This is a genomic window from Acidiferrimicrobium sp. IK (assembly GCF_025499425.1).
In the GTDB taxonomy this organism is placed as follows: Bacteria; Actinomycetota; Acidimicrobiia; order Acidimicrobiales; family Palsa-688; genus Acidiferrimicrobium.
The window spans coordinates 187,779-200,495 of record NZ_JAIMCB010000008.1 but is presented as its reverse complement, the minus strand read 5'-3'; the positions used below and the strand labels follow the sequence as shown (position 1 = coordinate 200,495).

Annotated in this window: 16 protein-coding genes; 5 read left to right on the top strand and 11 right to left on the bottom strand. The window is 72.6% G+C overall.

The genetic code is table 11. The features are described 5' to 3' along the window. Positions 1 to 40: 40 nt before the first annotated feature. The 3 genes from K6U06_RS14935 to K6U06_RS14925 are packed head-to-tail and all read left to right on the top strand — an operon-like array spanning position 41 to position 2,613. Positions 41 to 1,459, top strand: a complete 1,419-nt coding sequence (locus K6U06_RS14935; RefSeq protein ID WP_262322742.1) for a DUF4988 domain-containing protein — start codon at positions 41 to 43, stop codon at positions 1,457 to 1,459. A 57-nt stretch (positions 1,460 to 1,516) separates the two neighbouring features. Next, a complete protein-coding gene (locus K6U06_RS14930; RefSeq protein ID WP_262322741.1) occupies positions 1,517 to 2,269 on the top strand; it encodes a ParA family protein in 753 nt (250 codons plus the stop codon). Next, the gene (locus K6U06_RS14925; RefSeq protein ID WP_262322740.1) at positions 2,269 to 2,613 is read left to right on the top strand and encodes a hypothetical protein; all 345 of its coding nucleotides are present in this window, start codon (positions 2,269 to 2,271) and stop codon (positions 2,611 to 2,613) included. Before K6U06_RS14930 ends, K6U06_RS14925 begins: the two co-directional genes overlap by 1 nt. A gap of 19 nt (positions 2,614 to 2,632) precedes the next feature. Here the strand turns inward: K6U06_RS14925 and K6U06_RS14920 are convergent, their stop codons facing one another. The 7 genes from K6U06_RS14920 to K6U06_RS14890 form a co-directional block, all read right to left on the bottom strand. Beyond that, a complete protein-coding gene (locus tag K6U06_RS14920; protein ID WP_262322739.1) occupies positions 2,633 to 3,211 on the bottom strand; it encodes a hypothetical protein in 579 nt (192 codons plus the stop codon). A gap of 412 nt (positions 3,212 to 3,623) precedes the next feature. After that, positions 3,624 to 4,067 (bottom strand): chemotaxis protein CheX, encoded by a 444-nt coding sequence (locus K6U06_RS14915; protein WP_262322738.1) that lies wholly within the window; start codon positions 4,065 to 4,067, stop codon positions 3,624 to 3,626. 160 nt (positions 4,068 to 4,227) lie between these two features. Beyond that, positions 4,228 to 5,364 (bottom strand): chemotaxis response regulator protein-glutamate methylesterase, encoded by a 1,137-nt coding sequence (locus K6U06_RS14910; protein WP_262322737.1) that lies wholly within the window; start codon positions 5,362 to 5,364, stop codon positions 4,228 to 4,230. Between the two features lie 28 nt (positions 5,365 to 5,392). Further along, positions 5,393 to 6,223, bottom strand: a complete 831-nt coding sequence (locus tag K6U06_RS14905; protein WP_262322736.1) for a response regulator — start codon at positions 6,221 to 6,223, stop codon at positions 5,393 to 5,395. Positions 6,224 to 6,410: 187 nt separating this feature from the next. After that, complete coding sequence (locus K6U06_RS14900; protein ID WP_262322735.1) at positions 6,411 to 6,824, bottom strand: hypothetical protein; 414 nt, start codon at positions 6,822 to 6,824, stop codon at positions 6,411 to 6,413. Continuing rightward, the gene (gene arsB / locus K6U06_RS14895) at positions 6,821 to 7,942 is read right to left on the bottom strand and encodes an ACR3 family arsenite efflux transporter (protein WP_262322734.1); all 1,122 of its coding nucleotides are present in this window, start codon (positions 7,940 to 7,942) and stop codon (positions 6,821 to 6,823) included. The genes K6U06_RS14900 and arsB overlap by 4 nt, the downstream gene beginning before the upstream one ends. A 34-nt stretch (positions 7,943 to 7,976) precedes the next feature. Further along, positions 7,977 to 8,453 (bottom strand): ArsI/CadI family heavy metal resistance metalloenzyme, encoded by a 477-nt coding sequence (locus tag K6U06_RS14890; protein WP_262322733.1) that lies wholly within the window; start codon positions 8,451 to 8,453, stop codon positions 7,977 to 7,979. Positions 8,454 to 8,535: 82 nt separating this feature from the next. On the opposite strand from K6U06_RS14890, the gene K6U06_RS14885 reads away from it, so the two are divergent. Beyond that, positions 8,536 to 8,886, top strand: coding sequence for an ArsR/SmtB family transcription factor (locus K6U06_RS14885; RefSeq protein ID WP_262322732.1), 351 nt, complete (start codon positions 8,536 to 8,538; stop codon positions 8,884 to 8,886). An 85-nt stretch (positions 8,887 to 8,971) separates the two neighbouring features. On the opposite strand, the gene K6U06_RS14880 is transcribed toward K6U06_RS14885, so the two are convergent. Both K6U06_RS14880 and K6U06_RS14875 read right to left on the bottom strand, forming a co-directional pair. Beyond that, positions 8,972 to 9,529, bottom strand: coding sequence for a hypothetical protein (locus tag K6U06_RS14880; protein ID WP_262322731.1), 558 nt, complete (start codon positions 9,527 to 9,529; stop codon positions 8,972 to 8,974). A gap of 79 nt (positions 9,530 to 9,608) precedes the next feature. Next, entirely contained in the window at positions 9,609 to 10,184 is a 576-nt protein-coding gene (locus K6U06_RS14875; RefSeq protein WP_262322730.1) for a TetR/AcrR family transcriptional regulator, read from the bottom strand. 86 nt (positions 10,185 to 10,270) lie between these two features. Between K6U06_RS14875 and K6U06_RS14870 the strand changes: the two genes are divergently transcribed. Further along, positions 10,271 to 11,152 carry an SDR family oxidoreductase gene (locus K6U06_RS14870; RefSeq protein WP_262322729.1) on the top strand — a complete coding sequence of 294 codons (882 nt, stop codon included), beginning with the start codon at positions 10,271 to 10,273 and terminating at the stop codon, positions 11,150 to 11,152. A 51-nt stretch (positions 11,153 to 11,203) separates the two neighbouring features. On the opposite strand, the gene K6U06_RS14865 is transcribed toward K6U06_RS14870, so the two are convergent. Continuing rightward, positions 11,204 to 11,851 carry a ScbR family autoregulator-binding transcription factor gene (locus K6U06_RS14865; RefSeq protein WP_262322728.1) on the bottom strand — a complete coding sequence of 216 codons (648 nt, stop codon included), beginning with the start codon at positions 11,849 to 11,851 and terminating at the stop codon, positions 11,204 to 11,206. A gap of 58 nt (positions 11,852 to 11,909) precedes the next feature. After that, positions 11,910 to 12,668 carry an SDR family NAD(P)-dependent oxidoreductase gene (locus K6U06_RS14860; protein WP_262322727.1) on the bottom strand — a complete coding sequence of 253 codons (759 nt, stop codon included), beginning with the start codon at positions 12,666 to 12,668 and terminating at the stop codon, positions 11,910 to 11,912. Positions 12,669 to 12,717 lie beyond the last annotated feature (49 nt).

The following is a 12,717-nucleotide window of genomic DNA, read 5'->3' as shown; positions in this document are numbered from 1 at the left end:
CGGGCGCCGGCCGCCGCCGGCGGGGATACCCTTTGGGTCCATGCGGATTCACGCGCGCATGGCGGCGGCGGCCGCGATGGCAGCGATCGGCTCGCTGGCCGTCCCGGCGGTTGCGGTCGCCTTACCCCCACGAGCCGGGGCGGTCCAGCACCCCGCCGGCGCCCCCCGGTCCCGGCCCGCCGGCAGCGGCGTGCGGGCCTCGGCGTACGCCGACAGGGGGGTCATCCCCTTCGGTGACGCCCAGTTCGACGGGTCGCCGACCGACGTCGCCGGGCTGTCGGCGCCCGTCGTCGGGATGGCCGCCACGCCCACCGGCAACGGCTACTGGCTGGTCGCCGCCGACGGAGGCATCTTCAACTACGGCGACGCCGGCTTCTACGGGTCGGCGGGCAACGTCAACATCAACGCCCCGGTGGTCGGCATCGCCGCCACCCCGAGCGGTCACGGCTACTGGAGCGTCGCCATCGACGGCGGAGTCTTCCAAGACGGCGACGCCGGGTTTTACGGGTCGACGGGGAACGTCGCGCTCAACCAGCCGATCGTCGGGATGACCCCCACCCCCGACGGGAAGGGCTACTGGCTGGTGGCGTCCGACGGCGGGATCTTCGATTTCGGCGACGCCAAGTTCTTCGGCTCCACCGGCAACGTGCACCTCAACTCGCCGATCGTCGGGATGGCGGCCACCCCCGACGGGGGCGGCTACTGGCTGGTCGCCGCCGACGGCGGGATCTTCGATTTCGGCGACGCCGGCTTCTACGGTTCGGCCGGCGACCGGTCGCTTCCCGCCTCCGTCGCCGGCATGATCCCGACCACCGACGGCAAGGGCTACCTGCTGGCGGGCAGCGACGGCAGCATCTACCCCTTCGGTGACGCGGTCAGCTACGGCGACAACACCGCGGCCACGCCCACCCAGCCGATCGCCGGCATCGCGGCCAGCGCCGGGGGGAAGGGCTACTACCTGCTCGAACCCGACGCGTTCCCGACCGCGTTCAGCCATCCGGGCGGCGGCGGGGCCATCGTGGCCGCCGCCGCCAGCCAGATCGAGGGCAACCCGGACCAGAGCGAAGGGCTGTTTTGCAACCCGTACGGGCCGTGCGAGGCGTGGTGCGCGCTGTTCGCGACCTGGGCGTGGGAGGCCGGCGGGGTGCCCATCCCCCGCGAGGCGTTCACCGGAGCGGTGTGGGACTGGGCGGTGGCCAACACCTACGTGTACGACGCCGCGACCAAGGCCGTGCCGGGGGACGCGGTGCTCTACGGCACGGGCCCGCAAAACGCCGACACGTCGGTGCACATGGGCATCGTCGCCCAGGTGTGGCCCGACGGGGCGGTCGTCACCATCGAAGGCGACTCCGGGCCCGGCGCCTACGGCCAGTACAACGTGACGATCAACGGGCCGTTCCTGCCGACCGACTCCGACGTCTACAACGGCATGGGGATCTACGCCATCGCCCACCAGTAGCCCGACGGGGACACGCGCCGGAAGTGGGACCGGCCGAGGGTCGTTAGGCTGGCCGCGATGACCGGCGTTGTCGCGGTGGCCAACCAGAAGGGCGGGGTGGCGAAGACGACCACCGTCCACTCCCTGGGCGCGGCGCTCGCCGACCGGGGGCAGCGGGTGCTGCTCGTCGACCTCGACCCGCAGGCGTGCCTCACCTACTCGACGGGGACCGACCCCGATGCCCTTGAGGCGTCGCTCCACGACGTGCTGGTCGGGCGCACCCCGGCCGCCGACGTGCTGGTGAAGCTCGACGACCTCGACCTTTTGCCGGCGTCGATCGACCTGGCCGGCGCCGAGGTCCACCTCCTGACCAGGCCGGGCCGGGAGTACGCCCTGCAGCGGGCGCTCGAACCGCTGCTCGGCGCCTACGACACGGTGCTCATCGACTGCCCGCCGTCGCTCGGGATCCTCACCATCAACGGTCTCACCGCGGCCCGAAGCGTCGTCATCCCGCTGCAGTGCGAGACCCTCAGCCACCGCGGCGTCGGGCAGCTGCTGGAGACGATCGGCGACGTCCGATCCTTCACCAATCCGAAGCTGGCGGTGCTCGGCGTGATCGCCACGATGTACGACCCGCGCACCAGGCTGGCCCAAGAGACCCTGGCGGGCGTCGGCGCGGCCTACGGCCTGGCGGTCTTGCAGCCGCCGGTCCCCAAGTCGGTGCGGGTCGCGGAGGCGCCGGGGCGGGGCTGCTCGGTGCTGCGCCACGCCCCCCGCTCGCCGAGCGCGGAGGCGTACCGGGAGCTGGCCGCCGCCCTGATGGAGCAGTGATGGCCGACCTCCCCCCGAGCGCCGGCGCCGGGCGCGGCGCCGACCCGCTCGGCACCCGGGCCCTGTTCAGCCCGCCGGGCGGCTCCGCCGGCGAGGCGCCCCTCGACCCTCCCCCGACCGGACGGCGGGCGCTGTTCAGCGAGCCGGCGATCGGACCTCGCTCGGTGGTGGTGGAGTGCCGGCGCTGCGGGCGGCGGACCCCGGTAGGGGTGGTCCACCTCACCCGCCAGCTGGTCCCGTCGCTTTGGCGGCCGGCCAGCCGCTACAGCCGGTACATGCGCTGCCCGAGCTGCGGGCGCTTCGGGTGGTGCCGGCTGGAGTGGCGGGCGTTCAGGCCGCTTTGAGCAGCGCCGACGCCCCCGCTCAGGCCCGGAGGGAGGAGACGACGGTGGCGCTCACCTGTGGGTCGGCCTGGACCACCAGCCAGATCTCGGTCTTCGAGGAGCGGACCCACGCGTCGAGCACCCGGGCGGTGGTTGACCCCCGCACCAGCGTGTAGGACCACGCCGCGTCGGCCCCCGGGACGGTGGCCCGGGCCCCGCCGATCAGCTGGTAGGGGCTGGGGCGGAGCTGACCGAACGACGCCAGGGTGCTCGGCGGGGCCTCGTCCAGGGTCGGTGCCTCGGCGCGGATGCGCAGGGTCTCCGCGGCCCAGCCGCCGGTCCCCCTGTAGAAGAAGTCCCCGTTGCTGTCGGTGTAGGCGCTGTCTTGGGTCCAGCCGGCCGGGATGGCGTAGCCCCAGTAGGCGTCGGTGATGGCCTGGTAGCCGGCGGGCGGGGTGATCGCCACCGACGGCTCGCTCGGGCCGATCAGGTACACGACAGCCGCGACGGCGCCGACCAGGAGCGGGGTCATCCCGATCGCCAGCATCCACTTCCGGTTGTGGGACCGGCCCTCCGCTGGCGAAGGGCCCGAGGCGGAAGGCGGGGTCGCGGCGGGCACGGCTCGATTGTCCCATGCCGTTAACCGATGCGGGGGCGCGGCAACGGCGCAGGACCGAAAGCCCTGCGCCGCTGCTGCTGGATGCTGTCCCATCGGACCACTCTCTGGAGTGGAACCGCCTCTACGGCTCGGCAGGATCACTGATCCGTTGCCCGAGCATGTGGCCGGTCTGGTCGAGGGCCGATGAACCAACATCCCCTGAAGGACCCGGAGCCACCGCGCCGCCTGCCGGCGGCTGGCCACGGGCCCGCTCTCAGCGGGGTGGACCGTCCTCCTCGGACGAACTCCGTGCTTCCACGGTGCCCTCCTTTCCCTGCTTCGGTAACGGTGGCCGTTACGGCCTCTTTGATCGATTAGACGCCTCTCGCAGAGACCTGTCAAGGGTCAAATGCGAGGCGTCGCCGACCGCGAGTCAGCCGGCGTTCCAGAGGGTGATGACCACCGGCTCGTCCATCCACGTGAACTTGACCTCGCAGGTCAGCTCCAGGTGGCCGGGCGGCGTGTAGTCACCCTCGTCGTGCACGGAGGGCAGCGACAGCTCGGTCGGCCCCGGCAGCAGAGCCTTGATGTTGCCGCCGACCACGTTGACCAGCTCTCCGACCGCGTCTCGCACGTCGCTGCCGGAGAGCTCGTCGACCTCCATCCCGAACATGGCGGCGGCCGCGTGGCGGCTGGCCGGCTCGGAGCACGACAGGCACGCGGTGCCGTTCCATTCGCCGCTGATCTCCACGGTGGCAGCCACGTCGTTGCCGCCGATGCCTCCGGTGCGAAGGCCGCCCTCGTCGTTGAGCAGCGCGCTCCAGATGTCCTGGGTCAGCTCGGCGATCATGTCGCCGGTGAGTGTGGGGGTGGTCATTCGTCCTCTCCTGCAGAGTCGCCCCGGGGACCGGTCGGTGCCTGGGGAGAGTGGGGTCGGCCGCCAGCCCGTGGGCTGCGCGGTGTTCTCTGGTAATCGTTTCCGCCCTCGGCCAACGACCGGACCGTCCGGGTCTGCTCGCTCGCCGTCGCCTCCGCCTTCACCGCCGCGCCCCCACCGGAGACGGGCTTCGCAGCCGGCCGAGGATGGCGTTGGGCAGCCCCGAGAGGGGGAGGTTGGCCGCGGACAGCCCGTTTCTGGCCACCGCGCCCGGCATCCCCCAGACCACCGAGGTCACTTCGTCTTGGGTGAGCACCTCGCCGCCGGCCGCGACGATCTCCCGCGCCCCGTTGAGCCCGTCCTCGCCCATCCCGGTCAGCACCACCGCGAGCAGGCCGCTGCGCCACACCTGGACCGCGGTCCGGAACAGCACGTCGACGGCCGGCCGGCAGGAGTTCTCGGGCGGCGAGTCGATCAGGGAGAGCTGCACCTTGCCTGCCACCCGGTGCACCGCCATGTGGACGCCGCCCTTGGCGACGTACACGTGCCCGGCCTCGACGACCGCCCCGTCTTCGGCCTCGACCACCCGGAGGGGGCTGGCGGCGTCGAGGCGCCCGGCGAGGAGCCGGGTGAACATCTCGGGCATGTGCTGCACGACGAGCACCGGGACCTGGAGGTTGGCGGGCAGGCTCGGGATGAGCTCCGCCAACGCGTTGGGGCCGCCGGTCGACGAGCCGATGGTGATCGCCCCGACGTTGCGGCGGTACTGCGGCGCCGGGCGGAGGGCGACGCGGGTCGGGGCGGCGGGGGCGGCGGCGCGCGCCGAGCGCTGAGCCCCGGCGACGGGGACCGCGGCGGGCGGCTCGGCGCTGCGGCGGCGGCCGATCGCGCCCCAGGCCCGCACCAGCGGCACCAGCCCGTCGCGCACCGCCGCCATCGACTCCTCGCGGGAGCTGTTGGACGGCTTGGTGACGTAGTCGTTGGCGCCGTGGGTCAGCGCGTCGAGGGTCGCCTCGGCGCTGCGCTGGGTCAGGGTGCTGAACATGATCACCGGCAGCTTCGGCCAGCGGGGCCGGAGCTTGCGCAGCGTGGCCAGCCCGTCGAGGACCGGCATCTCCACGTCGAGGACCACCACGTGGGGACGGTGCATGTCGATCTGGTCGAGGGCTTCTTGGCCGTTGACGGCGATGCCGACCACGTTGATGTCTGGCTGCTCGCGGAGGATGCCGGCGACGAGGCGGCGCACGACCGCCGAGTCGTCGACGAGCATCACCCGGATCGGTTCGCTGTCTGTCACCCCAACCACCCCTCGCCCTGGCCCCGGCTCAGATCGTCACGAAGCCGAGGCGCCCCTTGGGGTATCCCTCAACGTCGACGTCCAAGGAGATGTGCCAGCCGGCGGGGGCGTCGCCGCCCGGCAGCTGCTTGCCGCCGGGGACCACCTCTACCGCGCGCAGCACGCAGTGCTCGGAGGACGCCATCTTGGCCAGGACGTTGGCCACCTCGTAGAAGTTGGAGTCGAGGCCCTCGGCGAGGCTGCCGGCCTTGGCCGCCTCCTCCGCCCGTCCGGCGGGGATCCTGGTCAAAGCGCAGGCGAGGGACGCAGCGACCGGGATCTCGGCGACGAAGTAGGCGTGGTGCTCGGCTCCGGCGATGTCGTAGGTGGCCACCGCGCGCGCCACCTCCTTGCGGGGCGCCGCGGCGTCCCCGGTGAGGACCTTGCGGCCGAGGAGGCCTTCGAGGACCTCGGCGACGGTCTGCTCGGAGCCGCCGGCGACCTTGGCGTCGTCCTGCCCGCCGGTGCCGAGCGCCAGGGTGATCTGGTGGGCCAGGTCGTCGGAGGTGAACGGCTTGATGATCACGAAGCTGGCGCCGGCCTCGAACGCCTGGAGGCGGATCTCCACCGCCGCCTCGGAGGTGACGAACCCGAACGCCACCCGGTTGCCGGCGTCGCGGACGGAGTTGAGCAGCTCGATGCCGTTCATCTCCGGCATGTTCCAGTCGGAGAGCACCAGCTCGACGCCGCCGCCGGTGATGGTCTGCAGCGCCGCCGCGCCGTTCTCCGCCTCGACCACGTTGTCGTAGCCGGCCTTCCGGAGCTCTCGGCGGACGATCATCCGCATTGCCTTGCTGTCGTCGACGACCAGGATGGCCACGGGGCTGCCTTTCGTAGGGTCATGTCCGGCCCAGACGGCTCGGTGCTCCAGGAAGATCGGCAGTCCGCCGGAGGGGGTTAGCGAATACCCGTCGGGCCCTCCGGAACCAGTCAAGTGCGCAGTTCGCGTCCATCCGCCGGGGCCGGGCGCGCCCCGAACCCGGGCGTCGGCTAGCCCGCGGGGGCGCTCACGCGGCGTCGGGGGCGGTCAGCTCGGCGAGCAGGGCCCGGACCCGGCGGTCGATGTCGTCGACGATGGGACGCACCTCCTCGACCGGCCGCCCGGCCGGGTCGGTGAGGTCCCAGTCCAGATACCGCTTGCCGGGGTACACCGGGCAGGTGTCGCCGCAGCCCATGGTCACCACCACGTCGGCCTCCTCGGCGTCGGCCGCGGCGAGCGGCTTGGGGAACTCTTTCGCGGTGTCGAGGCCCCGCTCTTGGAGGACCGCGACGACCGACGGGTTCAGCTGCTCGCCGGGCTCGGATCCCGCGGAGCGGACCTCGACTCGGCCGGCGGCGTAGTGGTCGAGGAGGACCTTGGCGGCCAGGCTGCGCCCGGCGTTGTGGACGCAGAGGAAGAGCACGACGGGCGGGCGGGTCACGACTGAGGTCCTCCAGTGGTCGGGCCCGACGCCGGGTGGTAGCGGTGGCGGGCCCACAGCGCGACGTAGACCAGCCCGACGAGGACCGGCACCTCGATGAGCGGGCCGACGACGCCGGCGAGGGCCTCGCCGGAGGTCACGCCGAACACCCCGATGCACACCGCGATGGCCAGCTCGAAGTTGTTGCCGGCCGCGGTGAACGCCAAGGTGGCGGTGCGTTCGTAGGGCAACCCCAAAGCCCGCCCGAGGGCGAACCCGCCGAACCACATCACCGCGAAGTACGCCAGCAGCGGCAGGGCGATGCGGGCCACGTCGCCCGGTTTGGAGGTGATGGTGTGGCCCTGCAGAGCGAAGAGGATGACGATCGTGTAGAGCAGCCCGTAGAGGGCGAAGGGACCGAGCCGGGGTAGCAGAACCGTCTCGTACCACTCCCGGCCCTTGCGGGCCTCGCCCACCGCCCGGGTGAGGAACCCGGCGACGAGGGGCACGCCGAGGAAGATCAGCACCGTTTGGGCGATCCGCCACACCGACAGGTGGATGCCGACGGTGGAGAGGCCGAGCCATCCGGGCAGGGTCTGCAGGTAGAAGTACCCGAGGAACGCGAAAGCCACGATCTGGAAAAGGGAGTTGATGGCGACGAGCACCGCGGCGGCCTCCCGGTCGCCGCAGGAGAGGTCGTTCCAGATGAGGACCATGGCGATGCAACGGGCCAGGCCGACGATGATCAAGCCGGTGCGGTAGGTCGCCTGGTCGGGCAGGAGCAGCCACGCCAACGTGAACATCACTGCCGGCCCGACCAGCCAGTTGAGCACCAGCGACGAGACCAGCATCCGCCGGTCCCTGGTCACCGCGCCGAGCTGGCCGTAGCGGACCTTGGCCAGCACCGGGTACATCATCACCAGCAGCCCGATGAAGATCGGCAGGGACGTCCCGGAGGTCACCTGGAAGGCGTTTAGGTGCCGGTTCAGGCTGGGGATGGCCCGCCCGAGGATCGTGCCGGTCGCCATCGCGGCGAGGATCCACACCGGCAAGAAGCGGTCAAGGAACGGCAGCCGGGCGGCGACGGGGGCGTCTGGATCGGTGCCCGGAGCCGGCCGCTCGGAGACCACGTCGCTCATGACCGGCGTTCCCGGTCGGGGCCGGCGGCGTCGCTCAGCGACACGAGGACGTCGACTGGCCGGGGGTGAGCGCCAGGTCAGGGCGGGTGGCGCAGCACCCCGACGCCGACGGCTCGCCGGCGCGCGGCGCCCCGGCCGGCTGGTCGGCGTCGCCGAGCACGGTGTAGATCTCCCACGGCTCGCCGCCGGGCCCGTCGACCCACACCTTGTCCTGCACGGCGTAACAGCACGCCGTCTGCTCCTCGAGGGCGGTGGCCAGGCCCTCGCCGGCCAGGCGGACGTGCGCGGCGCTCACCTCGTCGCTCGAGGCGACCTCCACGCCCAGGTGGTTGAGGGAGCCGGGGGTCTGGGTGGCGTCCTCGATCAGGACCAGCTTGAGCGGCGGGTCGGCGACCGCGAAGTTGGCGTAGCCGGGACGGACCTTCGCCGGTTCGGTGGCGAACAGCGCCGAATAGAACGCGATGGCCTCGTCGAGGTCGGCGACGTTGAGGGCGAGCTGGACACGGGACATCAAAGATCCTCCTGGTAGCATCCACGATCGTCGATGCGTTTATCATCGTCGATACATAGATGGATGTCAATAGGAGGGTGGGATGGCGAAGCGCAGCGGGCTGATCGAAGTGGCCGAAGCCGCCGCCTGTTGCCCCTCGGTGCTCGGGGCGCCGCTGGGCTCCGCCGACGCCGGCGACCTGGCCCGGGGCTTCAGCGCCCTGGCCGACCCGGTTCGGCTCCGGGTGCTGTCGATGCTGGCCGCCGCGCCCGACGGCGAGGTATGCGTCTGCGACTTCGTCGGGCCGCTCGGCAAGTCGCAGCCGACCATCTCCCACCACCTGAAGGTGCTCGGCGATGCCGGCTTGGTCCACGGCGACCGCCGGGGGAAGTGGGTGTGGTACTCGCTCGACCGGGGCCGCCTGGCCCGCCTCCGGGCGGCCATCGACGCCTGAGCGCTCGCCCGGCCGGCCAAGTCCGGGCCATGGCGCCCCGGCGAACGTCGGGACGCCATGACCACGGCCAGGGGAGCGCCGGCTTCTAGCGCTCCCAGAAGTGGCGCTTGCGTCCCGCGGTGGCCATCGGCCGGTCCTCGAGGGTGCTGCGGTCGCCTTCAGCGGTCTGCCAGCCGCCGTCGAGCGGGCGGGGAGTGGTCGGCACCGCGGTGGTGATGTCCACCATGTCGTCACCGCCCCGCTCCGCGGTGGCCGCCTGGCGACCCTCGACCTGGCCGGCGAGGCGGTCCCGCTCCGCCAGCAGGCCCTCCCGCTCGCCTGCCATGCGGTCGCGCTCGGCGACCAGCGCCTGGTTGTGCTGCGCCAGGCGATCGCGCTCCGCGAGCGCCGCGGTCAACTCACCGTTGCGGCGGGCCATCCGCCGGTTGCGCCGGGCCCGCCCGGCCCCGCCGGTCATGAGCGCCAGCCCCAGCAAGGCCACGGCCCCGGTGATGGCACCGATCACGAACACCCACCAGTCGGTGTGCACCCCGAGGCTCTGGCCGAACGCGCTCGGCGACACCACCCGGTGCGAGTTGGTTACCACCACGTCCACGCCGAAAGCCGCAGCAGCGGCCAAAAGCAACAATCCGATGACGATCATGTGCCGTCTCCTCCCATACGCGGCCGGCGAGAGCGCCAGCCTGAGGCGTACGTACCCACCGGCGGCCCGGGAGATGCGCTCAGCCGAGCGACGACGTCGCGGCTCGCAGCTCGGCGAGGGCCCGAAGAGCGCAGCCCGCCAAGTCGTCGCTGTCCGAATCGGGCCGGCTCCACTCCGCGAAACCCCGCTTGAACGCCAGGACCCCGAGCTCGGCCGCGAGCTGCGCGGTCGGGTCGGGCACCCCCCGGCGGACCAACGCGGCGGCCATGGCCTCGGCCAGGCCGACCCGCTTGAGCGCGTCGCGCTCTTGGAGCTCGGCGTTGGCGGCGACCGCCGCCTGCAGGCGAGGACCCGGCGCCCGGTTCAGCGGGCCCATCTCGTCCGACGCCCGCCGCAGGCCGGCTGCGACGGCCTCGAGGGGCGTCGCTTCGGTCGCCGCGTCGGCGATGCCTTCGGCGAAAAGCCGGCTGAGCGTCGCCTGCCCCGCCACCAGCACCTCCCGCTTGTCGGGGAAATACCGGAAGAAGGTGCTTTTGGTCGTCCCGGCGCGCGCCGCGATCTGGGCCACCGTCGTGGCGTCGTAGCCCTGCTCGGTGAACAGGTCGGCGGCGGCGGCCACGAGCCGCTCCCGGGCACCGGGTTCCCATCGGGGCATGCCTCCATCCTACGTGATGCGACTCATGTCCCATCAGTCGGCTACGGTGATAGGACAACAGTCCCATCAACGTTTGGAGGCACCCAATGCACGTCTTCGTCACCGGCGGCACCGGCCTGGTCGGCTCTGCCGTCGTCGCCGAGCTCCTCGGCCACGGCCACACCGTCTTGGCGTTGGCCCGCTCCGACGCCTCCGCGCGCGCCGCGCACCACGCCGGCGCCGAAGTGCTGCGGGGCGGCCTGAGCGACCTCGACGTCCTGCGGGAGGGCGCGGCCCGAGCAGACGGCGTCATCCACCTGGCGTTCGGCCACGACTTCACCACCCCAGCGGCGCTGCAGGCGGCGGTCGGCGAGGAAAGCGACGCCCTGGCGGCGCTGGGCGAGGCGCTGGTCGGCACCGACCGGCCGCTCGTCACGGTGTCGGGCACCCCGCCCGTGCCGGGCCGGCCCTCGACCGAAGCCGATCCCCTCCCGACCGACGGTCCCGTCGGCGGCCGTTCCCGGTCAGTGGCGGGGATCCTGGGGCTGGCCGACCGAGGGGTGCGCAGCACGGCCGTTCGCCTGCCCCGCACCGTCCACAACCGCGGTGAGGGCGGCTTCGCCGGTTTGCTCACCGCCATCGCCCGCCAAAGCGGGGTGGCCGGCTACCCGGGAGACGGAACGCAGCGCTGGCCCGCGGTGCACGCCCTCGACGCGGCGGTGGTCTTCCGCCTGGCGCTCGAGCAGGCGCCGCCCGGCAGCTGCTGGCACGCGGTGGCCGACGAGGGCGACCCGGTGGCGGCGATCGCCGCGGTCATTGGCCGGCGGCTGGGCCTGCCGGCCGAGGCGGTGGCGGCGGAGACCTTCGGTCCCTTCGGCCCGATCTTCGCGGCCGACCAACCCGCGTCGAGCGCCCACACCCGCGCCGCGCTGGGCTGGGAGCCGACCCATCCCGGCCTCCTCGCGGACCTCGAGCACCTCGAGCCGTGACCGAGGGCGGCCCTCGCCGGCCCGCGCTCCGCTGGCCCCGGCCAGCTCAGCTCAGGCGGTCAGCGCGGGGCGCATCAGCGCCCAGAACCCGTCGAGGCGGCGCTTGACGCCCTTGGCCTCGTCGCCGATCCGGGCTAGCTCCTTGGCCCCGTAGAAGTAGGCGACGATGACCTCCGCGGTGGCCTTGGCCGACACGTCGGAGCGGACCGTGCCGCGCCGCTGCCCGGCGCGCACCAGCTTGGTGACCCGCTCCGACCACTCCGCCGTAGGGGGGTGCATGTCGGCGTTGATCAGGTTGCGTTCGACGGAGAGGCGGGCGCCGGCGCGCACCACGACGTCGCGCTCGAAGGCCGCACTGACGCGGTAGGTGAGGGCGACGACGGCGTCGAGAGGGTCGTCGCCGGCGGCGGGGAGCGCTCCTACCAGCGCGTCCAGCGCAGCGAAGTGCCGCTCGACGATCTCGCTGGCCAGGTCTTCTTTGCGCTTGAAGAAGTAGTAGAGCGCGCCGCTGGTCAGCCCGAGGTCCTCGACGACCTCTTTCAAGTTGACGCCCATGTAGCCGCGCCGTTCGAAAGCGCCGGCCGCCGCGAGCACGATCCGCTCGCGGGTGTCGGCGGCCTTCACGTTGCGCGGCGTCAGTCGGGGGGCGCCGTCCTCGCCGGCGAGGTTCGGCTGCGGACGGGGCTGGGATGCGGGCATTCCCAAGGATACACGTAGGTATGCGCGAGCTCGGCACCGGGCGGGGGCTCGGCTCGGCTCAGAGCAGCATCCCTCCGGTCGCCTCGATCCGCTGCCCGGTGACCCAGGTGCCGGTGGCCGTGGTGAGCCCGGCGATGAGCTGGCCGATGTCCTCAGGCGTCGCCAGCCGACCAAGCGCGGTGGAGGCCAGGACGGTTTGTTGCAGGGCGGGGTCGGAGCGCAGGTGGGCGTCGCCGAAATCGGTCGGCACGGCGCCTACCGCCACGACGTTGGCGGTGATGCCCCGCTTCGCGAACTCGAGGGCCTCGTAGCGGGTGAGGGCTTCGACCGCGGCCTTGGCCGCCGCGTAGGGGCCCGACGACGGGAACGACACCCGGGTCAGCGCGGAGCTGATGTTGATGATCCGCCCGCCGTCGGCGAGCAGCGGGAGGAGGGTCTGGGTGAGGAAGAACGGTCCCTTCACGTGCTCGGTGAACACCCGGTCGAAGTCGGCCTCGGTGGTGGAGGCCAACGGGCTGTACAGGGCGCTCCCTGCGTTGTTCACCAGCGTGTCGAACGTGCCGTCAGGAAGGTTCTCCCGCAACCGGTCCGCGAAGGCGGGGAAGGACGCCAGATCGGTGGTGTCGAGCGGCAGCGCCGCGCTGCGCCGGCCGAGCGCGGCGATCTGGTCGGTCACCTCCTTGGCTGCGGTCTCCTGGGTCCGGTAGGTCACGATGACGTCGACGCCGGCCGCGGCGAGGGCGAGGGCGGTCGCCCGGCCGAGGCCGCGGCTGGAGCCGGTGACGAGCGCGGTCGGTGCATGAGCTGCGGTGGTCATGCTTCCACGCTGCGCCGCCCCGCTCGGCGGGACAAGGGGCCTAACGAGC